This window comes from Flavobacterium limicola (assembly GCF_003634755.1).
Lineage (GTDB): Bacteria > Bacteroidota > Bacteroidia > Flavobacteriales > Flavobacteriaceae > Flavobacterium > Flavobacterium limicola.
Map to the genome: position 1 here is coordinate 346,816 of NZ_RBXA01000003.1, position 22,799 is coordinate 369,614.

17 protein-coding genes are annotated in these 22,799 nt (G+C 35.7%); 16 read left to right on the plus strand and 1 reads right to left on the minus strand.

From position 1 onward, the window contains the following. Window positions 1-5 precede the first annotated feature (5 nt). The 8 genes from BC952_RS11540 to BC952_RS11575 all read left to right on the plus strand — a co-directional run bounded on the left by BC952_RS11540 (window position 6) and on the right by BC952_RS11575 (window position 8,434). Complete coding sequence (locus BC952_RS11540) at window positions 6-791, plus strand: gluconate 5-dehydrogenase (RefSeq protein WP_121365795.1); 786 nt, start codon at window positions 6-8, stop codon at window positions 789-791. A 17-nt stretch (window positions 792-808) separates the two neighbouring features. After that, window positions 809-2,209 (plus strand): glucuronate isomerase, encoded by a 1,401-nt coding sequence (gene uxaC, locus BC952_RS11545; protein ID WP_121365796.1) that lies wholly within the window; start codon window positions 809-811, stop codon window positions 2,207-2,209. A gap of 18 nt (window positions 2,210-2,227) precedes the next feature. Further along, window positions 2,228-2,575 (plus strand): cupin domain-containing protein, encoded by a 348-nt coding sequence (locus BC952_RS11550; RefSeq protein WP_121365797.1) that lies wholly within the window; start codon window positions 2,228-2,230, stop codon window positions 2,573-2,575. Between the two features lie 23 nt (window positions 2,576-2,598). Continuing rightward, window positions 2,599-3,621 carry a sugar kinase gene (locus tag BC952_RS11555; RefSeq protein WP_121365798.1) on the plus strand — a complete coding sequence of 341 codons (1,023 nt, stop codon included), beginning with the start codon at window positions 2,599-2,601 and terminating at the stop codon, window positions 3,619-3,621. 10 nt (window positions 3,622-3,631) lie between these two features. Further along, complete coding sequence (locus tag BC952_RS11560) at window positions 3,632-4,300, plus strand: bifunctional 4-hydroxy-2-oxoglutarate aldolase/2-dehydro-3-deoxy-phosphogluconate aldolase (RefSeq protein WP_113665645.1); 669 nt, start codon at window positions 3,632-3,634, stop codon at window positions 4,298-4,300. Between the two features lie 13 nt (window positions 4,301-4,313). After that, window positions 4,314-5,129, plus strand: coding sequence for an SDR family oxidoreductase (locus BC952_RS11565; RefSeq protein ID WP_121365799.1), 816 nt, complete (start codon window positions 4,314-4,316; stop codon window positions 5,127-5,129). Window positions 5,130-5,345: 216 nt separating this feature from the next. Continuing rightward, window positions 5,346-6,788, plus strand: coding sequence for a tagaturonate reductase (locus tag BC952_RS11570; RefSeq protein ID WP_121365800.1), 1,443 nt, complete (start codon window positions 5,346-5,348; stop codon window positions 6,786-6,788). 29 nt (window positions 6,789-6,817) lie between these two features. Next, entirely contained in the window at window positions 6,818-8,434 is a 1,617-nt protein-coding gene (locus BC952_RS11575) for a UxaA family hydrolase (protein ID WP_121365801.1), read from the plus strand. A gap of 63 nt (window positions 8,435-8,497) precedes the next feature. Here BC952_RS11575 and BC952_RS11580 read toward each other — a convergent pair whose 3' ends face one another. After that, a complete protein-coding gene (locus BC952_RS11580; protein ID WP_121365802.1) occupies window positions 8,498-9,526 on the minus strand; it encodes a LacI family DNA-binding transcriptional regulator in 1,029 nt (342 codons plus the stop codon). A gap of 319 nt (window positions 9,527-9,845) precedes the next feature. On the opposite strand from BC952_RS11580, the gene BC952_RS11585 reads away from it, so the two are divergent. The 8 genes from BC952_RS11585 to BC952_RS11620 all read left to right on the plus strand — a co-directional run bounded on the left by BC952_RS11585 (window position 9,846) and on the right by BC952_RS11620 (window position 22,793). Next, window positions 9,846-11,288, plus strand: a complete 1,443-nt coding sequence (locus tag BC952_RS11585) for a glycoside hydrolase family 28 protein (protein WP_121365803.1) — start codon at window positions 9,846-9,848, stop codon at window positions 11,286-11,288. Between the two features lie 43 nt (window positions 11,289-11,331). Continuing rightward, window positions 11,332-14,427, plus strand: a complete 3,096-nt coding sequence (locus tag BC952_RS11590; protein WP_121365804.1) for a SusC/RagA family TonB-linked outer membrane protein — start codon at window positions 11,332-11,334, stop codon at window positions 14,425-14,427. Window positions 14,428-14,439: 12 nt separating this feature from the next. After that, window positions 14,440-16,065, plus strand: coding sequence for a RagB/SusD family nutrient uptake outer membrane protein (locus BC952_RS11595; protein ID WP_121365805.1), 1,626 nt, complete (start codon window positions 14,440-14,442; stop codon window positions 16,063-16,065). A 156-nt stretch (window positions 16,066-16,221) separates the two neighbouring features. Then, window positions 16,222-17,118, plus strand: a complete 897-nt coding sequence (locus tag BC952_RS11600; RefSeq protein WP_244200141.1) for an alpha/beta hydrolase — start codon at window positions 16,222-16,224, stop codon at window positions 17,116-17,118. A gap of 5 nt (window positions 17,119-17,123) precedes the next feature. Next, window positions 17,124-18,080: a DUF4861 family protein gene (locus BC952_RS11605; RefSeq protein WP_121365806.1), complete on the plus strand. Its 957-nt coding sequence runs from the start codon at window positions 17,124-17,126 to the stop codon at window positions 18,078-18,080. Window positions 18,081-18,103: 23 nt separating this feature from the next. Beyond that, window positions 18,104-19,300 (plus strand): glycoside hydrolase family 88/105 protein, encoded by a 1,197-nt coding sequence (locus BC952_RS11610; RefSeq protein ID WP_121365807.1) that lies wholly within the window; start codon window positions 18,104-18,106, stop codon window positions 19,298-19,300. Window positions 19,301-19,342: 42 nt separating this feature from the next. Next, window positions 19,343-21,394 (plus strand): pectate lyase, encoded by a 2,052-nt coding sequence (gene pelA, locus BC952_RS11615; RefSeq protein ID WP_121365808.1) that lies wholly within the window; start codon window positions 19,343-19,345, stop codon window positions 21,392-21,394. A gap of 31 nt (window positions 21,395-21,425) precedes the next feature. Continuing rightward, complete coding sequence (locus BC952_RS11620) at window positions 21,426-22,793, plus strand: glycoside hydrolase family 28 protein (protein WP_121365809.1); 1,368 nt, start codon at window positions 21,426-21,428, stop codon at window positions 22,791-22,793. Window positions 22,794-22,799: the final 6 nt, after the last annotated feature.

The window sequence follows — 22,799 nt, forward strand, 5'->3', positions numbered from 1 at the left end:
AAACTATGAATTTATTTGATTTAAAAGGAAAAAGAGCACTGATAACCGGAGGAACGCACGGTTTAGGTTTAGCAATGGCGGAAGGTCTTGCAATTGCAGGTGCTGAACTTGTAATAACTGGTACAACGCCTTCTAAAATGGAGGAAGCGCTGGCGTATTATTCGAGCAAAGGATACAAAGTTTCCGGCTATTTATTTGATGTTACCGATGAAAAAGCGGCGTCAGACAACATTGCATTAATCACCAAAGAATTAGGAGATATTCATATTTTAGTGAACAACGCCGGAATTATAAAAAGAGAATTGGCCATCACAATGCCGGTTTCTGATTTTAGAAAAGTGATTGATGTGGATTTAGTAGGCCCTTTTATCATGTCACAATTGGTTGCAAAGCAAATGATTGAAAGACAGGAAGGCAAAATAATCAACATTTGTTCCATGATGAGTGAATTGGGACGGAACAGTGTTTCGGCTTATGCTGCTGCAAAAGGAGGTCTGAAAATGCTGACCCGAAATCTGGCTACCGAATGGGCAAAATACAATATTCAAGTCAACGGAATTGGTCCTGGTTATTTTGCAACTACACAAACAGAACCTATTCGAGTAGACGGACATCCGTTTAATGAATTTATAATCAACAGAACGCCGGCTGCACGTTGGGGAAATCCAGAAGATTTAGCGGGAACAGCTGTCTTTTTGGCTTCAAGAGCGAGTGATTTTGTAAACGGACAAATTGTATATGTCGATGGTGGAATATTGGCTACCATTGGAAAACCATCAAATGAAAATTAATATTTAAGAAATTTATAATGAGTACACCATTTATAAACGACAATTTTTTATTAGAAAATAAATTTGCGGAAGAATTATATCATAATTACTCTAAAAATCAGCCTATTATAGATTATCATAACCATTTGTCGCCACAGTTTATTGCTGAAGATAAAATTTTCGACAATATAACCCAGGTTTGGATCAACGGCGATCATTACAAGTGGCGTGCAATGCGTACGTTAGGGATCAACGAGCAATTTATAACAGGAAACGGTTCAGATAAAGATAAGTTTATGAATTGGGCGAAAACAGTCCCGTACACCATGCGCAACCCTTTGTATCATTGGACGCATCTGGAATTAGCCCGTTATTTTGATATTCATGATTTGTTAAATGAAAAATCAGCTGAGAAAATATATATGGAGGCTTCCGCCAAAATAAATTCGGCAGAATACAGCACTCAAAATTTGCTTCGAAAAGTAAATGCCGAATTTGTATGTACTACCGAAGATCCAATTGATACTTTAGAATACCATCAGCAATTAGCTAATAATCCTTTTGGAACCAAGGTTAGCACTGCCTTTAGACCGGATAAAGCGATTCTAATTTCGAATGATGGATACAATTCGTATGTAGATACTTTAGGTGAAGTTGCAGGAATTTCAATTAGTTCTTATTCTGATTTGTGCACAGCACTTACCAACAGGATCGACTTTTTTGATAAAAATGGCTGCAAACTTTGCGATCATGGTTTGGACCAAATTTATTTTGAAAATTTTACCGAAAGTGAAGTGAATTCAATTTTCAAAAAGAAAAGAGAGCGCAAGGAAATCAGTAATGAAGAAGCGTTAAAATTCCAAACCGCTATTTTATTGTTTTTATCTGAAACCTACCACCAGTACGGTTGGGTACAGCAGTTTCACTTGGGAGCACTAAGAAATAATAATGAGCGCATGCACCGTATTTTAGGCCCTGATACCGGATGGGATTCAATTGGAGATTATCCGCAGGCTCAAAAATTATCTCGTTTTTTAAATGCTTTAGACCGTAAAGATAAATTGACAAAAACCATTATTTACAATCTAAATCCTGCCGATAACGAAGTTATGGCTACGATGATTGGTAATTTTAATGATGGAAGTGTAAAGGGTAAAGTGCAGTTTGGTTCCGGATGGTGGTTTTTAGACCAGAAAGACGGAATGACCAAACAATTGAATGCCCTTTCTAATATGGGATTGATTAGTTGTTTTATAGGAATGTTGACCGACTCTAGAAGCTTTTTATCGTTTCCACGACATGAATATTTCAGACGCATTCTTTGTAATCTTTTAGGAGATGAAATTAAAAGAGGTGAACTTCCAAATGATATGGAATGGATTGGTAAAATGGTTGCGGATATCAGTTATAATAATGCCAAAGAATATTTTAAATTCTAATAATCAGATTCGGATAGTATGATGGTATTGGCAAATAATACGCGCTTTTTTAAAGAAGAAGAAACCCAATGGGAAGTTGTGGGGGAAGACGTGCAACGTCAAATTGTGGGATTTGATGATCGGGTCATGATGGTCAATGTGAAGTTTGAGAAAGGAGCAATTGGCCCTTTGCATAATCACCATCACACACAAGTTACCCATATTGCCGTTGGTACATTTGAAGTGACTATTGAAGAGGAAACAAGAATACTAAAAAAAGGAGATTCCTTTTATATTCCTTCCAATAAAATACATGGGGTTGTTTGTTTGGAAGAAGGAATTCTGATAGACGTTTTTAGTCCTATGAGAGAAGATTTTATAAAATAGAGAACATTTAATTCAGGTATAAAATGAATAAAGTAGTCACTTTTGGCGAAATAATGTTGCGACTTTCAACAGAAAGGCATTTGCGTTTTGAGCAAGCAAAAGCATTTACCGCTTCCTATGGTGGTGGTGAATTTAATGTGGCCGTTTCTTTGGCAAATTATGGTGTAGATGCAGAATTTGTAACCAGAATTCCAGAGAATGAAATAGGCGTTTGTGCGCTAAAAGAAATGCGGAAGATGAACGTTGAATCCAAAAACATCATTTTTGGAGGCGATCGTTTAGGGATTTATTATCTTGAAACGGGTGCTGGAACACGCGGCAGCAATGTAGTGTATGACCGTGCGCATAGCTCGATGGCAACCATTGAAAAAGGATCAATTGATTGGGAAAAAGTACTGGAAAGTGCTACCTGGTTTCATTGGAGCGGAATTACACCAGCGATTTCTGAGAGCGCTGCAGAAGCCTGTTTAGAAGCCGTAAAAGTGGCGCATAAATTAGGTTTAACAATCTCATGCGATTTGAATTACAGATCAAAATTGTGGCAATATGGCAAAACTCCCAGCGAGGTTATGCCTGAAATATTGCACTATAGCAACGTAATCCTAGGAGATATTGATACCGCTTATTTTATGTTAGGAATACCTAAAGTGAATCCTAATTATCAGGACACAAAATCACTACCTGCTTTATATAATAAGTTATTTGAATTATGTCCAAATTTAAAAATAGCAGCTACTACATTACGCTATTCTGTGAGTGCTTCGCACCAACGAATTGGAGGCATTTTATTTGATGGAAAAAGTATTTATGATGCTGCCGTAAAAGAAGTAACTCCTGTGGTAGATCGTGTAGGCAGTGGTGATGCTTTTATGGGCGGATTGATTTATGGTTTGTTGGAATTTCAAAATAACAATCAAAGAGCGTTAGATTTTGCAGTTGCGGCCTGTTGTTTAAAACATACCATTGCAGGTGATTATAATTTAGTGACCTTAAAAGAAGTTGAAAACATGCTAGACGGTGATGGCACCGGATTAGTTTCTAGATAAATACAGAAGTATGGCAAAATATTCAAGATTAGAAGTAGCAAATGTAATGGCGGAAACGGGAATGGTTCCCTTATTTTTCCATACCGATGTTGAATTGGGAAAAAAAGTGATCAAAGCCTGTTATGATGGTGGAGCACGTTTGATGGAATTCACCAGCAGAGGCGATTTTGCTTTTGAAGTTTTTGGTGCATTAAATAAATACGCATTAGCTGAATTGCCGGGAATGATCTTGGGAGTTGGTTCGATAACTGATGCCGCTGCTGCTTCATTGTATATGCAATTAGGAGCAAATTTTATAGTCACTCCGGTTTTGAGAGAAGACATTGCATTGGTTTGCAACCGCCGCAAAGTATTGTGGTCACCAGGTTGCGCTTCACTTACTGAAATTGCACGCGCCGAAGAATTGGGTTGTGAAATTGTAAAGTTATTCCCGGGCGATGTTTACGGACCACAATTTGTCAAAGGAATCAAAGGTCCTTGTCCATGGACGAGTATTATGCCAACGGGAGGTGTATCAACCGATAAAGACAATCTAAAAAACTGGTTTGACGCTGGAGTAACTTGTGTAGGTATTGGTTCTCAGTTGATTTCAAATGAAGTTTTGAAAAGTGAGGATTTTGATGGTTTAGAGGCAACTGTCAGAGCAACTTTAGCCACAATTAAAGAAATTAGAAGCTAAAAAATAAAAACAGATGGAAAATAGTTTTTCATTAAAAGGGAAAGTAATAGTGGTAACCGGCGGAACCGGAATACTCGGTGAAGCCTTTATAAATGGTATTATTCAGGCAGGAGGAGCAGTTGGGATCTTGGGCAGAAATGAGAAAATAGCCAATGAAAGAGTTCAAAATATAATTGCCAAAGGCGGACGAGCTATCGCTCTGATCGCCAATGTAACTGATGAATTACAACTCTTAGCTGCAAAAGAAAAAATGCTTGCCGAATTTGGAAAAATTGATGGTTTGGTTAATGCGGCCGGCGGAAACCTTCCGGAAGCAGTTGTACAGCCGGAACAGGATATTTTCGAGTTGAACGTTACTGCATTGGAAGATGTAATGCGATTAAACCTGGTTGGCACTATTTTACCAACACAAGTTTTTGGGGAAGTTATAAAAAATGGAGGCTCAGGAAGTATCGTAAATATTTCGTCGGTAGTGTCACAATTAGCGGTTACCAAAGTATTGGGCTACAGCCTAGCCAAATCTTCCATAGATTCCTATACGCAATGGTTTGCAGTGGAGCTCGCCAAACGATATGGCGATGCAATACGCATGAATTCAATTGCACCGGGATTTTTTCTTACGGAACAAAACAGAACGTTGTTGACGAACGCCGATGGGAGCGTAACGGATAGAGGGAATTTGGTACTTCAAAACACACCATTTAAACGTTTTGGAAATCCGGAGGAACTCGCAGGAGCCTTGGTTTGGTTGTTAAGTGATGCCTCAAAATTTGTTACAGGATCAAAAATTACTGTTGACGGCGGATTTACGATTTTCAGTGGCGTTTAAGAAAGTTCAATTTCAAATTATAAAATAAGAATACAATAAGCGACTTAAAGAAATGCGTTTTAAAGGATTGTTCCTTATTCCTCTAATGGACTGAAATGTTGAATCGCAAAGCAGTTAAGTCGTTTATTGTACCCTTAATTAAGCGTATTTCCTGCTTAAATTAAAAAACATTTTACTGCTAAAAAATAAGATTTTGGGGTGTTAAAGATATAAAAAATGAAAAAACTAAACAGAATAAATACAGGATTTGAAAAATTACAACCCATAAAAGTGGTGCAATTTGGAGAAGGTAATTTCTTGAGAGCATTTGTAGATTACGCTTTTCAAAAACTAAATAAAGAAGTTGATTTCAATGCTGGTATCGCAATAGTTCAGCCATTGAAAGAAGGTATGATAAACATGATTAACGATCAAGATGGTTTGTACACTTTGTTTATGAATGGAATCAAAAAAGGCGAAAAAATACAGGATATTGAGTTAATTTCTAATATTGTAAAAGCTATAAATCCATATACTGATTTTGCAGATTATCTAGCGTTAGCCAAAGAAGAGGAACTTCAATTTATCGTTTCAAATACTACTGAAGCGGGAATTGAATTTATCGAAAGTGATACTCCAGATATGCAACCACCAGTTGCATTTCCTGCAAAGTTGACTGTTTTATTATATGAAAGATTCAAACATTTCAATGGAGATGCTGCTAAAGGATTGACTATCATTCCTTGTGAATTGATTGATTATAACTCGGAAACTTTAAAGAAATATATTTTGCAATATTGCGATTTATGGGAATTAGGAGTTGATTTTAAAACATGGGTATCAGATGCTTGTACGTATCACAGTACTTTGGTGGACAGAATTGTTCCGGGATATCCACGAGCTGAGATTGAAGAATACAATAACAAATTAGAGTATCAAGACAATTTAATTGTTGCTGCTGAACCATTTTTTCTTTGGGCTATCGAAGGCGGTGATGCTTTAAAACAAAAGCTGCCTTTTCATAAAACGAATTTGAATGTGAAGATTGTTGACGATATACGACCTTTTAAAATGATAAAAGTTCGTATTTTAAACGGTGCGCATACAGCAATGGTTCCTTTTTCACTTTTGCACGGTAACAAATTAGTTATGGAAACCGTTAACGGAGATTTTACCGGGAAATTCGTAAACGGCGTTATTGGTGAAATTAGTGAAACCCTTGATATGGATAAAAATGAAATCCTTGCCTATACCGAAGAGGTAATGGATCGATTTAAAAATCCATTTATCAAACACGCATTGGCTGATATTGCTTTAAATTCTATTTCAAAATTCAAAGTAAGAGTATTGCCTAGTCTATTAGGATATTATAATGCAAACAAAAAATTACCAACTAATTTGACTTTTTCATTAGCTTGTTTAATCCAATTCTACAAAGGAACTTGGAATAACGACGTATTACCTGTAAAAGATTCTCCAGAGATAGTTGAAGCATTTAAAAATGCTTGGCAATTAGGATCTTTAGATTTAGTTGCGACTAAAATTTTATCTAATGACGAATTCTGGGGTGAAGATTTAACTAAAATAAGCGGATTATCAGAAGCTTTGGTGTTGGCGTTGAACGAAATTGAAGTGAATGGTATTGAAAAAGGTTTTGCCAATTTCAGTCAACAATATTAATATTTTATAAACTTATCACATTTATTAAAATGCAAAAGAAATTAATAAAAGTAAATCCTTCAGATAATGTTGCTGTAGCATTGGTTAATCTAGCAGCTGGTGAGGTTATCCACTTTGAAGGTGAAAATATCACGATAATCACTGATGTGAAAATGAAACATAAAATCGCTTTAAACGATTTGAATACCGGTGATCGAATTATAATGTATGGTGTTTTGGTGGGTAAAGCAAGTGCTAAAATCGAAAAAGGAGGTCTTCTTTCTACTTTAAATGTTAAGCATGAAAGTGATAAAGTGACTGGAAAAACGGAAACTATTGGTTGGGATGTGCCGAATATTGATAAATGGAAAGATAGAACTTTCAATGGATATCACAGGGAAGACGGACAGGTAGGGACCGAGAATGTTTGGTTGTTTTTTCCGTTGGTTTTTTGTGAAAACAGAAATATCGAAATCTTAAAGGATATTTTTGAAAAAGAATTAATGAAGCCGAAAGAAAACGATTATCAATTGTTACTTCGTTCGTTAGTAAGTTCTGAAAACGGTTTCACAGAAGCGGCAGGAAAATCGGCGGAAGCAGATTTATTCAACAATATTGAAGTGAAATTCATCACGCATCAAGGCGGATGTGGTGGAATTCGTCAGGATTCACACAGTTTGGCTAAACTTTTGGCAGGATATGTCAATAATCCCAATGTGGCCGGAGCAACGGTTTTGAGTTTGGGTTGTCAAAACTTGCAAATCCAAATATTCAAAGATGCTTTGCATGAAATTAATCCAAGAAGTACTAAGCCCGTTTTGATTTATGATCAGCAACAAATTGGTACCATTGAGGCAATGTTGAGCAGTGTGGTAAAAGATACTTTTGAAGCCATCAAAGAAGCAAATAAAATAGAAAGAGCACCAGCGCCATTGTCTAAATTGACGATTGGTTTAGAGTGTGGCGGTTCAGACGGGTTCTCCGGAATCTCGGCTAATCCAACTTTGGGAGTTACTTCGGATTTGCTTACAGCGCTTGGAGCAACAACCATTCTTTCAGAGTTTCCCGAATTATGTGGAGTGGAGCAGGAATTAGTAAACCGCTGTGTTGAAGACGAAGCTGGAGTACGCTTTTTAGAATTGATGAAATGGTATGAAAAAACGGTTGTAGATGCCGGATCTGGATTTGACATGAACCCTTCACCAGGAAACATCAAAGATGGATTGATTACGGATGCCATGAAATCAGCAGGAGCGGCTAAAAAAGGAGGAACATCACCAATAGTAGGCGTTTCGGATTATGGAGAATACATTTCAAAACCAGGTTTGAATTTGCTGTGTACGCCAGGAAATGATGTAGAATGTACGACTGCAATGGTTGGTTCCGGAGCCAATATGGTTTTGTTTACCACCGGTTTGGGAACTCCAACAGGAAACCCAATTGCGCCGGTAGTAAAAGTGTCCTCTAACTCTGAATTAGCCAGAAAAATGTCGGATATCATTGATATTGATACTGGTGGAATTATTACAGGTGAAAAAACAATTGATGAAATGGCGGATGAAATGCTGGAATTTATTATAAATGTAGCTAGTGGCGAAATTAAAACTAAAGCGGCAATTTTGAATCAGAACGATTTTATTCCGTGGAAAAGAGGCGTTTCTTTATAGAAAAAGAGTTTGTTATTATATCGAAAAAGGGTGGAGTTTAAAAAACTTCACCCTTTTTTTGTTTTAGAGATTTTGTCTCGATGATGATTTCCGAATGTGCAGAATAGGATTCAGAACAATCTTTTTTTCCATTTTAAAATCTTCCGTATTGTTCATTTGTTCCAAAAATACTTTAGCGGTCATTTTTCCCATTTCAAGAGGGGATTGATCAATTGTAGAAATGGAAAGTTCCATGAATTTTGTAAAGGGTTCGTTACCAAATCCTACTACACAAAAGTCTTTTGGGATTTGTATCCCTTGCGCTTTAAGTTCCTGTATAGCGCCCAATGCGGCAAAATCACTGGCAGAAAATATAGCGTCGGGAGGGGTTTTTAATTGCAGTAATTTGTTGGTTACTGATATACCGTCTTCAATATTACTCTTTGACTGGATAACATAAGTTTCATCAAATGTTATTCCGTTGTCTAGCAATGCTTTTTGGTAGCCTTTAAATCGATTTTCGTATATTTCTAATGATTGATCTCCACATAAATGAGCTATTTTTTTACAACCTTGGTCAATCAAATGCTTTGTTGCTATGTAACCAGCTTTGAAATCATCAATAGTAATAGAACTCACACCATCAATGTTCTTTTTTCTGTCGAAAAAGATTAAAGGAACATTTTTTTCGAGAACACGATGAATGATTTTTTCATTTTTCTTGGATTCATTGGTAATAGAGATCATGATGCCATCTACTTGTGCATCAAGAAGTGTATTGATATTCTCAATTTCTCTGCTTTCATCTTCATGTGTTTGGCATATAATTACATTGTACTTATTGGGATGTAATTCTTCCTCAATCCCTCGTATGACAGATCCAAAAAAATTGGTATTGATGCGAGGAACGATAACGCCAATATTTCCGCTTTTTCCGCTTCGAAGCGCTAAGGCTAACCTGTTTTGTTTATAATTCATTTTAGCTGCAGTATCCATTACAAGTTTAATAGTACTTTCACTTATTTTGGGATTATTATTTAAAGCTCGAGAGACTGTAGCAGCGGATATATTGAGTTCTTTTGCAATATCGTAAATGGTTGTTTTCTCACTCATTATGAATCAATAGTTGTTATGAATTTGTAAAATTAATACTTTTTTTCGTAGAATCTTATTTAATGTTATCGATTGTATACAATCTATTTTTTAATGATATTAAAAAGAAACTCACTGTTTATAATTTATTTATTGAGTAATTTTTTTATATTAAGTGTATAAATATAAGGTATTTTTTATATTACTAATATTTTTATGGATTTAATTTTGGTAAATTGAAAATTAATATTTACGTTTGTGTAATCGATTGCATGATTTGATTTTTGAATCTAAGCACATAGATAAAAAACTAAATTTTAAGGAATTTATATTAAACCAAATGAGAAAAAAAATATTTTTTATAACTAACAGACTTTCGTTTATTGTTCTTTTTTTATTGCTTTTTGTTTCTTGTGGAGTAAAGCAAACAAAAACAATTGTGTCTGCTGATCCTTGGAAAACGATGCAGCATATAATTGATAGTGTAAAGGTGCCTTCTTTTGGGGATAAAACATATGTAATTACTGATTTTGGTGCTCAGTCTGGAGGTGTTTTCGACAATACTCAGGCATTTAAAAAAGCAATTCAACATTGTAGTAAAAACGGTGGCGGTAAAGTTTTAGTTCCATCCGGAAAATATTTCACCGGTCCGATACATTTAGAAGATAATGTAAACCTTCATTTGCAAGAAGGCGCTGAAATTTTGTTTAGCACAAATTCAGCTGACTATCCGATAGTACATACATCATGGGAAGGAACGGAACTGATGAATTACTCTCCTTTAATATATGCTTACCAAAAAACTAATGTTGCGGTAACGGGAAAAGGAATATTAAACGGTCAATCCAATAATGAAAATTGGTGGTGGTGGTGTTCTAAAAAAGAATACGGTTGGAAAGAAGGGAAGCCTAATCAGAACGATCCTCTCAATCGATTGCGTCTTATTGCCATGGCTGAGGAAGGAGTGCCTGTTTCGGAACGTGTTTTTGGTGAGGGACATTATTTAAGACCAAATTTTGTAGAGTTTTTTGATTGTAAAAATGTTCTTCTAAAGGATGTGAAAATTGTGAATGCGCCATTTTGGGTTGTTCATCCTATAAAATCTTCGAATGTCATAATTGACGGAATAACGGTTGAAAGCCACGGTCCTAATAATGACGGATGTGATCCGGAATATTCTAAAAATGTAATCATAAAAAACTGCACTTTCAATACTGGAGATGACTGTATCGCTATAAAATCTGGAAGGGATGCTGATGGTAGGCGTGTTGCTATGAAAAGTGAAAATATTGTTGTGCAAAACTGTAAAATGATTGATGGTCATGGCGGGGTTGTAATTGGAAGTGAAATTTCGGGTGGAGTAAGAAATGTTTTTGTGGAGAATTGTATTATGGACAGTCCAAACCTTGATAGAGCAATTAGAATTAAAACAAACTCCAACAGAGGTGGACTCATCGAGAATGTATACGTAAGAAATTTAGAAGTCGGTCAGGTCAAAGAGGCTGTTTTGAAATTGAATATGTTTTATGAAGTCTATGGCGCTAAACCAGGGACATTTATACCTCAAATACAAAATATTTTTCTAGAAAATATAACGGTAAAAGATGGTGGAATGTATGGTATCTTGGCAAAAGGCTATAAAGGATCACCTATCAAAAATGTTACTTTAAAAAAAGTAAAAATTATTAAAGTAAAAGAAGCATATTCTATCGAAAACCTGGAAGGTCTTATATTAATCGATACGTATATCAACGGGGTACTTGCGGAAAGCCCTAAAAATTGAATTAAACTATTATCTATATACTAACTAACCAAATAATTAAATTATGAATTTCAGACATTTATTAAAAAAAGGCTCAATATGCTGCTTTGCCTTTTTCTTTTTACTGAGCCTGTTCACGGGTCAGGAAATGAAGGCTCAGCAGACTTCAACAATTAGCGGTATAATCACTGATGCCGCAGGTTTAACTTTACCCGGAGTAAATGTTATTGAAAAAGGAACTCAAAACAATGCGGTAACTGATATTGATGGAAATTTTACTTTGAAACTATCAAATGCCAAAGCTATTTTACAGATTAGCTTTATAGGCTTTGAGACGCAAGAAATTAATGTTGCAGGTAAAAATAACATAAAAGTAGCACTTCTAGAGCAATCTCAAACTTTACAAGAAGTTGTAGTTGTAGGTTATGGATCGGTTAAAAAAACGGATTTGACAGGTTCTGTAAGTACATTAGATGCTAAAACAATTACAGAAAGAAGTACTACTAACGCATTAGAAGGAATTCAAGGGAATGTTGCCGGAGTTCAAATTAATGCTTCAACGGGTCGTATTGGGGACCCTTTTACTATTTCAATTAGAGGAAAAAGTACAATGAGCGGCGAAGCTTCACCTTTATTTGTGGTTGATGGAGTGCCTACTGATGGGATTGACTTTTTGAATCCGCAAGATATTGCCCGAATTGACATTTTGAAAGATGCCTCATCTACAGCAATTTATGGATCACGTGGTACAAATGGTGTCGTGATTGTAACAACAAAAGGAGGGAGTACTGTAAAATCAAGCATGTCGGTTTCTTTTGATTCTTATATTGGAGGAAAAGAAGTGGCACGATTACCTAGAATGATGGATGGTCAAAAATGGTGGTTGTATCATCAAGCAGCCTATTTACCAACGGCGAAAAAAGATCCTATTACCGGAACAGTTACTGCATCTATTTTAGATGCGACTGTACTTGGAACTCAAAACACATTGTTAGGAACCAGAGTAGTAAATAACGATACATTTGATTGGTATGATGCTGTATTAAAATCCGGTATTCAAAAAAATAATTATTTGTCAATTGCAGGTCGTAGTGACAATGGATTGTCTTATAATTTAGCTATAGGTGTTCAAGGTGAAACTGGAAACGTAGACAACGAATCATTAGATAAATACAGTTTTAAAGTAGGCTTGACTCATAAAGTAAATGATAAATTTACTGTTGGAACTAATTTAACACTTGCTAAAACTGAACAAGAATTAGGGAGTGCTTTAGCAATGCAAGAGGCTTTTAGATTAAGTCCGTTTTATACGCCATACGATTTAAATGGAAATTTATTTCCACTACCAGGTAAATTAACAGATGCAACAGGTGCATTTTTGATTAATAAAACAAGTACGTACAATCCGTTGTTAGAAATTGCTAATAGCACTAATTCAATCAACAGATGGAATGGTGTAGGGAATTTATTTGTGGAATATAAACCAATCACTTGGCTTACCTTAAGGTCATCATACGCAGTTGGATATGATCAATTTAAAAACGGAAAATCTTGGGGAGCTTTGACTAATACAGGTGTAGCTAATAGAAATTTACCTTCGGCTTCTATTTACGAAGAAGAGAATTTTAATTCTACTTTTGACAATCAGTTTACTATTAATTATGATTTGAATAAAGATCATTCCTTTACTTTATTAGGACTACAAAGTATGTATTATGATAAGACAGAAGGAGTATCTGCAAGTTCCACGGATCAGCCATTCGATCTTTCCTATAATAATTTAGGTTCAGGAAAACAATCCACTTTCTTAATGGGTTCTAGTTTTGTGAAAAGCACATTGCTTTCGTATGCTTTGCGTTTGAATTATAACTTCAAAGGGCGTTATTTATTGACGCTATCAGACAGATGGGATGGGTCTTCAAAATTCGCTGAAAATAATAAATGGGGATCATTTCCTTCGGCAGCTTTAGCTTGGAGAGTAAGTGATGAAGGTTTTATGAAAAACCAAAAAGCAGTTTCAGACTTAAAAGCCAGAATTAGTTATGGATTTACAGGTAACAATAAAGTTGCCGAATATTCAACGATAAACAAATTAGATCAACAAACGTATTATGATTTTAATAATACTACTGCAAATGGATGGTTGCAAGGTTCTCCAGCTAATAAAGAGTTAGGTTGGGAAAAAACAAGAGAATTTAACGTAGGATTAGATTTTGGATTCGTTAATAACAGAATTACAGGTAGTTTAGATGTTTATGACAGACTTTCTACAGATTTATTGTTGAAACAAAAATTAGTGGTAGAAAATGGATTCGCTACCTATACTAATAATATTGGTTCAGTAAGTAACAAAGGGGTTGAAGTACTTGTAACCACAAAAAATATCAATACTGATTTTGTAAAATGGGAAACGACTTTTATCTTTTCTGCAAACAAAAACAAAATTGAATCTATTTACGACGATGTGTCTGATGATGTAGGGAATAATTTATTTATTGGTGAATCAATCGATGCGATTTACAATTATAAATTCACTGGAATCTGGCAAGCTGATCAAAAAGCGGAAGCTGCATCTTTTGGACAAACGGAAGGACAAGCCAGAGTGGAAGACTTAAACGGAGATGGAAAAATCACCTCTGCGGATAGACAAATTTTAGGGCAGGGAAATCCAGATTGGACAGGAAGTATTTCTACGAAATTAACAGTGGGTAATTTTGATTTAGCAGCTTCAGCAATAACTAGTCAAGGTGGTTATGTATACAGTGCATTTCATGCTAACTTTACTAATACAAGTGATAGAGGTCGTCAAAAATCAGATATTAATTGGTATATTCCCGCTAATGATGCTGGTTTGCCAGCTCAAGCTTCAAACCAATATCCAATGGCTCAAAACGAAGGGACGTATTGGAATTCTAATGGAGTAGGATACTACAGAGACAACTCATTTGTGAAAATTAAAAATATTACTCTAGGATATACTTTTGATAAAAATATCATAGAGAAATTTAAAATGAAGTATTTGCGTTTTTATGTAAATGTTCTAAACCCGTTTGTATTTACTCGTTATGACGGTTATGATCCAGAATGGGCTGCCGCAGGATTCGGTGTAGGACGTGTAGCATCGATTACTTATCAAATGGGAATGAGTATTAAATTTTAAAACAAAATCAAAATGAAAAAAATAATAGTAAGCCTGTCAATAGCTTTATTAACACTAAGTTCTTGTAGCGATTTCATAGAAGAAGATAATAGATCTAATGCAGAAACGAATGAATATCTTAAGGCATCCGGGTTTGAGTCTTTAATTAATGCAAATTATGCGCAATTAAAAGATATTTATGGTGGTGAACCATGGTTATTTGTTGCAGGTACTGATTTATATTCCGAAGGGAGAAATAGAGAACCGATAGAATTGAGTCAATATACACAACTAACTCCAGCATCTCCAAATGTTGATTACTTATACAGAGAGTGTTATAAAGCGATTCAGAGAGCTAATACGGCATTGTATTATAGTACATTAACCGAAAAAACGACCACATTAACAACTCGTATCGGCGAAGTAAAATATTTAAGAGCAAATGCTTATTTCTTGTTGGTGCAAACCTATGGCGGTGTAAGTTTAGATACGGAATATCATGCTTCACCAGTTCTTTCTTTTGAAAGAAATACCGCTGAAGAAGTCTATACTTTTATTATTAAAGAATTAGAAGAATCACTTTCTTTATTACCAGCAGGTGCCTTTACAGGTCGTGTAACTAAAAGAGCTGCACAAGATTTATTAGCAAAAGTACATTTGACAAGAGGATATGAAACTTTTGGAGCAGCCAGTGATTTTACAATTGCGGCTAAATATGCGGATGAGGCCATTGCAGGAGAAACATTAACGCTTAGTTATAATGATTTATGGTTTCCGTCTACTACTGCTATAGATATTAATAAAGAAACTATATTCTCAGTTCAGTTCAGCGCTGGTTCTAATAGTTCTAATCCGCAAACCACGGGTAATGGTCAAGCCAGTTATTTCAGTTCTTATTTAGGAGGTTCAGAAGTGGCTACGAAAGCACCTTACCGATCTTATACTTTATTACCAACGGATTTCGCTATTGGACTATATGAAAAAGGAGACAAAAGATGGGAAGGAACGTTTATGACACAAGCGTACGCGACTTATTATGATTTTTATACAAAAGCAGACAAAACAGGTTTAACAGTAGCACATTTTTACGTCCCAAAATGGATGACAGATGCAGAATTAGCCGCTTATAAACAGGCAAATCCTAAAGCAACAATACATTTATATGGTACTTACGGAACTTCGGTTACTTTCAGTAATGATTATCAAACGATACCTGTTCGTAAATTCGATGATCCAAAAGCACCTTTTGCCACCAGCGCATCAAGTCCTAGAACAAGTACACGTGATTTTGTGGTTTCAAGATTAGCGGATACCTATTTGATTGCTGCCGAAGCTTATTTGCGCACCGATCCGGCAACTGGATTGGCAAGGCTTAACGAAGTAAGAAGAAGAGCTGGTGTTGTAGCTGCTACAAGCGGGCAGTTAAATATTGATTATATTTTAGATGAAAGAGCAAGAGAAATGATTGGAGAATATAACCGTTGGTTCGATTTGAAACGTACCGGAAAATTGATTGAAAGAGCGTCTTTGTACAATCCAAAAATCAAAGCTTCAAACTTTGACGGAGCTAATGGAGAGAAGAAAATCTTAAGACCAATTCCACAGGAAGCATTAGATTTGAATCAAAATAAAAGTTACCCACAGAATCCTGCGTACTAAATAATAAAATTAGTTTTTGGTTGAATTTTTTGAGTTTGTTAAAAAAGGGGCTTGATTGGTTTATCAAGCTCCTTTTTTCATAAGGAATACATTTAATCCGTTATTTTAAATAAAATGATAAAACCCTGCTGTCTCATTTTGATTTTATTTACAAATTTGCTTCATTCACAGATTCAATTTAATAGTGATACTTCATATACAGTGCAAAGCACTTTTGATAAAGACAAAATCAAGTTTCCCTTTATTGAAATCGTTAAGGAACAAAAATATGAAAGTGTGAGTCAGATACAGGAATTGGTTTATAAAAAAACGGAGACAAGGGAACTGCATTTAGATGCCTATTTTAAAAAAGGGAATTCATTAAAACCAGCGGTAGTATTAATTCATGGTGGCGGATGGAAATCAGGGAATAAATCACAGATGAAATTTTTAGCACAAGAAATCGCTTCAAGAGGATATTCTTGTTTTGCTGTAGAATACAGATTATCTCCGGAAGCAGCATATCCAGCAGCAATTTTTGATGTAAAAGAAGCCATTAAGTACATTAAAACGAATGCTAAAAATTTTAATGCAGATCCAAGCAGATTTGCTGTGTTAGGCTGTTCTTCAGGCGGACAAATGGCGGCTTTGATTGGGACGACAAATGATAATCTAGAATTTGAAGATCAAAAAAGTGATTTTAACCAAAACGCAAATGTGCAAGCCATTATAGATATGGATGGTATTCTCGCTTTTAAACATCCGGAATCTCAAGAAGGGAAAGTTGCCGGTGAATGGTTAGGCGGAACTTTTGAAGAAAAACCGGACATTTGGAAGCACGCTTCAGCCTTGACACATACGGCCAAAAATACTCCGCCCGTATTATTTATAAACAGTGATATGGTGCGTTTTCATGCAGGACGAGAGGATATGATTGCCATTTTGAAGCAAAACGGAATTTATAATGAAACTAAAGAATTACCAAATGCACCACATTCCTTTTGGTTTTTCCATCCCTGGTTCGAAAAAATTGTAACAGATACAACTGATTTTTTAGATAGAATTTTAAAATAAAAAAGATGAAAACAGTAAAAATAATAGCTTGCTTTACGTTGCTTGGAGTATTAAATAGTCAAGCCCAAAAAAAGAATGATGCAAAAACCTATGCTGAAATCTCCGTAAAGGAAGGTGGCAAATGGGAAGGTCGAAAATACATTGGTGGGACTTTCAAAAATGTTGAAAAACTCAAATTAGCTCCGGAACATACTGATCATTCGTTTGATATTCGCTATGAAGGTCCGGGTTGGGAAAGCAACAAAATTGGATACCGATTGTATCTGGACTGGAGAAATGCTATTGATATTTTTGGAAAAAAAACCGAAGCGATCATTCTTCCGCAAGTTGGTCAGGATGGTTTTGATTCCTACCACGAAATGAGCGATTGGGGTTCGGATATTTTAAAAGCTGGAAAAGGAATCGGAATTGGTTCCATCGATAGGTATTTAAATAAACAAAGATTACACTTTTATGAAGTGGATTCGACCATTGCCAAAGTGGAAAACAAAGTGAAATCGTCCGGTGTGAAAATTAATTATTACGGATGGAAATCAGCTTCGGATAAAATTGATTTCACTTCAGAATTAACTATTAATCCTGATCAGCGTTATACCAAACACACTATTCAAGCCTCACAAGCAATTGCTGGGATTTGTACCGGAATTGTAAAACAAAAAAACACCGAAGTACTTAAAAAAGTAAGCCGAAACAAAAAATGGGCTTACTTAGCTACTTATGGTGCACAGACTTTGGTACCAGATAAATTGGGGATGGCTATTTTCTATGAAATCAAAACCATCGAATCTGAAGTGGATGCTGAATTTGACCACCTTTTGATTTTTAAACCAACAACAAAATGCACTTCTTTTTATTTTTTAGGGGCATGGGAACAAGAAGTAAACGGGATTAAATCCAAGGAAGATTTCGTAAAATACTTAGATGAAAAATTAGCCCTTTTGAATAAAAAAAGAAAAATGTAATCCTTTACTATTACAATCCTACTATGAAAAACAACATTTTAAAACCACTAATAGCAGTCCTTTTAATCGCTTTTGTTTCATTGCAAATCAACGCACAAAAGGACCAAACAATTTCAAAAAAATTAAAATGGTCGGAGCGAATGGCTTTGTCAATCATGATGCAACACAAAGAATCCTATATGATAGATGATGCCACTACCCCAAAATGGGATTATGTGCATGGTTTAGTGTTGACCTCTTTTGATGAATTGAACAAAAAACATCCAAACCAAAAATACAGTGCGTATAGTAAAACATACGTTGATAAACTGGTTCAGGAAGATGGTACGATTGACACATATAAATTAGATACCTACAACATAGATATGGTTGTTGCCGGTCGCTTATTATTTGATTTGTATGCAACTACCAAAGAGGCCAAATATCTCAGTGCACTTCAAACACTACGAAAACAAATTGAAGAGCAACCTAGAACAGCCAGTGGCGGTTTTTGGCACAAGAAGATCTACCCAAACCAGATGTGGCTGGATGGCTTGTATATGGGAGAACCTTTTTATGCGCAATACACCGTAACCTTCGAAGACGGAAAAAACTTGGATGATATCGCCAAACAATTTGAATTGATTCAAAAAAACGCTCGCGATTCAAAAACAGGATTGTTTTATCATGGTTGGGATGAGAGCAAACAAATGCCTTGGGCAAACAAAACAACCGGAACTTCCCCTAATTTTTGGTCGCGTTCTTTGGGTTGGTATGCAATGGCTCTTGTAGATGTATTGGATTATTTTCCAAAAGACCATCCCAAGCAAAAAGAATTAGTGAGTTACTTGAATCAATTAGCCAATACTTTAGTGAAGTTTCAGGATAAATCGGGACTTTGGTACCAAGTTACAGACAAAGGTGCCGTGGGCGGAAACTACTTGGAAGCCTCAGGAACTGCAATGTTTACGTATGCTTTTGCAAAAGCGGTGAACAAAGGGTATTTGCCAAAGAAATTCAAAACTGCGGCTAAAAAAGCATTTTCAGGTATGACAAAACACTTAATTAAGGTTGGTAAAAATGGTGAAGTTACCATTACACAAGCCTGTGCGGTAGCAGGTTTAGGAGGTAATCCATATCGTGATGGCTCTTTTGAATATTATGTAAATGAAAGAAAAAAAGACAACGACCCAAAAGCTACTGGACCTTTTATTTTAGCGGCTTTAGAGTTGAATAAATAAACTTGAATTTATAAGTAAAATTGTTTCCTAAAAGTTTAAAAAATGAGTTGTTTTCAAAAAATAATAATTGCGTTCGTATTTGTTTGCACTGCAGGCTCAGGTCTTCAGTCACAAATACTGAATAAAAATTGGAAAGATATTGTTGCCACTGATGATAAAGCTTGGTTCAGTTCCACGGAAGCGCGAGAGATTGCCGAAAATGTGTTGCTTTACCAACGCAACATTGGCGGATGGCCAAAAAACATTCAAATGCAGAAAACACTTTCAGAGGAAGAAAAACAAAAACTGGAAGCGCTTAAAACGGATCCGATGGATTCGACTACTGATAATGGTGCGACTTGTATGGAAATGCTTTTTTTGTCTAAAATATATGCACAAGTTCCCAATGAAAAATATAAAAAAGCATTCTTAAATGGTTTAGATTATTTGCTGGCCGCTCAATATGAAAATGGAGGATGGCCACAATTTTATCCGTTAAAAAAAGGATATTATTCGCACATCACGTATAATGATGATTCGATGGTGAATATTTTGGAAATTTTAAAAAATCTAATAGACGGAACCGATTATTATTCCATAAAACCATCGCAAGAAACGCTTTTGAGACTACAGAAAGCTTTTGAAAAAGGAATTGATTGTATTCTAAAAACACAATACAAGCAAAACGGACAGTTAACGGCGTGGTGTGCCCAGCATGATGAGTTTACCTTGCTTCCTGCTAAAGCTCGAGCTTATGAATTACCATCATTAAGCGGAAAAGAATCGGCTAAAATAGTGCTGCTTTTGATGGCTATTGAAAATCCATCCAAGGAAATAATTACTGCAATAAATAGCGCAGTGGTTTGGTTCGAAAAAACAAAAATAACAGGAATTAAAGAAGAGCGTCAGAGGGTTGGGAATACTAAAGTCTTCGATAAAGTGATGGTGAAAGATCTAAATGCAGCTCCTTTATGGGCTAGATTTATGGAATTGGATAGCAATATCCCTTTTTTCTGTGATCGCGATGGTGTCAAAAAAGGATCTTTAGCAGAAATTGGTTCAGAGCGCAGGAATGGTTATGCATGGTATACCAATGAACCAAAGGAAATTTTGAAAAAGTATCTGCTTTGGAAAAAAACACACATGGTTTCGCTTGATAAATCGAGTACGAAAAATACTAAATCTTCAAAAAACGAATGGTACAGTGTTGTTGCAAAGGATGGAAGCGGTGATTACAGTTCGATTCAAGAAGCAATAAACGATTCGAATTCATTTCCGTATCAAAGGAAAACAATTTTTATAAAAAACGGAATTTACTACGAGAAAGTAAAAATCCACGAGTGGAATACTAACATTTCCTTGATTGGAGAAAGTAAAGAGCAGACGATAATTACCTACGATGATTATTTCAACAAGATTAATTTAGGCAAAAACAGTACTTTTTATACCTACACGATGTTAGTGGAAGGGGAAGGTTTTGTGGCTCAAAATTTAACCATACAAAATTCCTCCGGAGAAGTGGGGCAGGCGGTAGCTTTGACTTTAAATGCCAACAAAGTCTTGATTTCGAATTGTATTATTTTAGGCAATCAGGATACTTTGTACGCAACAGGAAATGGAAATAAACAGTATGTGAAAGACAGTTATATCGAAGGAACCACGGATTTTATTTTTGGAAAAGCAACTGTTTTTTTTGAAAAGTGCACCTTGCATAGTTTGAAAGATTCCTATATAACGGCGGCTGCTACTCCGGAAGACGTTGCTTATGGGTTTGTTTTTAAAAACTGTAAATTGACTGCTGATCCTGGAGTTACGGCTGTTTATCTCGGACGCCCTTGGCGCATTTACGCCAAAACAGTTTTTTTAAATTGTGAAATGGGAAAACACATCAAACCGGAAGGATGGCATAATTGGTCCAAACCAGAAGCTGAAAAAACGGCGTTTTATGCCGAATATAATTCTACTGGGGAAGGATTTCTTCCTAAAAGCAGAGTGACTTGGTCGCATCAATTACGGAAATCAGAAGCCAAGAAATATACGCTAGAAAACTGTTTGGGTTCGGATTTTTCCAATGCGATAAAAGCAGGTTTGTTGGAATCAAAAATAAAGTATTAAACAACGTTTTTTCAAATCAAGATTAAAAATCATGAAATATAAACTTCTCCTTTTATTGCTGGTTTCGTTAAATTGTTTTGCCCAAAACAACAGTTTTCCATCGGACAGTGTTGATTTAATCCTAAAACGGATTCAATTGCCTCAAATCCCATCCTTTAAAATTGTAGTTACTGAATTAGGTGCAAAAGGAGATTCCATTAGTGATGCGAAACCCGCTTTTGATAAAGCGATGGCACTTTGTAAAAAGAATAATGGAGGTACAATCGTAGTTCCTAAAGGCGTTTATACGCTAAACGGACCCATTCACTTTGTGAGTAATGTGAAGCTTTTAATTGAAAAAGACGCTAAAATCCGTTTCAGTGATAATCCGAAACATTATTTACCCATGGTACTAACGAGCTGGGAAGGAACCATGATTTACAATTACAGTCCACTTATTTATGCCTACGGCTGTACTGATATTGCCATAACTGGAGAAGGAACCATTGATGGAGAAGGAAGTAAAGTCTGGCATAGTTTCAAGGCAAAAGAAGGAGCTGACAAACTATTAACCCGGGAAATGAACCATAACAATGTGTCTTTGAAAGACCGAAAATTTGGACTGGGACATTTTCTGAGACCGCAATTAATTCAGTTTTTTAATTGCAAAAATATTTTGGTGGAGAATATAAAAATTGAGGATTCTCCTTTTTGGTGTCTTCATTTATTGAAATCACAAAGCATTACCATCAGAGGATTAAGATACAAAGCCTTTAACACTAATAATGACGGAATTGATCCAGAATATGCCAAAGATGTTTTAATCGAAAATATTGATTTTGATAATGCGGATGATAATATTGCGATTAAAGCAGGCAGAGATCATGAAGGCAGAGCAAACAGCGAAACCCCGAGTGAAAACATCGTGATTCGCAATTGCAATTTTAAAGGATTGCACGGAGTGGTAATGGGCAGCGAAATGTCAGCGGGCATCCGAAACGTTTTTATTGATAATTGCAAGACTGTTGGGTATTTGAAACGGGGAGTTTATTTTAAAACAAATGCCGACAGAGGTGGATTTATCAAAAATATTTATGTCAGAAACATTCAATTGGATGAGGTTGAGGATTGTATTTATATCACTGCGAATTATATGGGGGAAGGCTCAGGTAATTTTCCATCTGATGTATCCGATATTTTCTTGTCCAATATTTTCTGTAAAAAGGCTAGAGAAACCGCAATTATTATTCAGGGATTTGCCCAAAAGAAAGTACGAAACATACATTTGGACACCATTGAAGTACAATCCGCAAAAAACGGAATGACGATTCTGAACACGGAAAATGTAACCATGAATGATGTTATAGTTGGTCAAAAGGCTACAATTCCCACTTCAGCAAGTAAGTCCGTCAAACATTAAACAGAA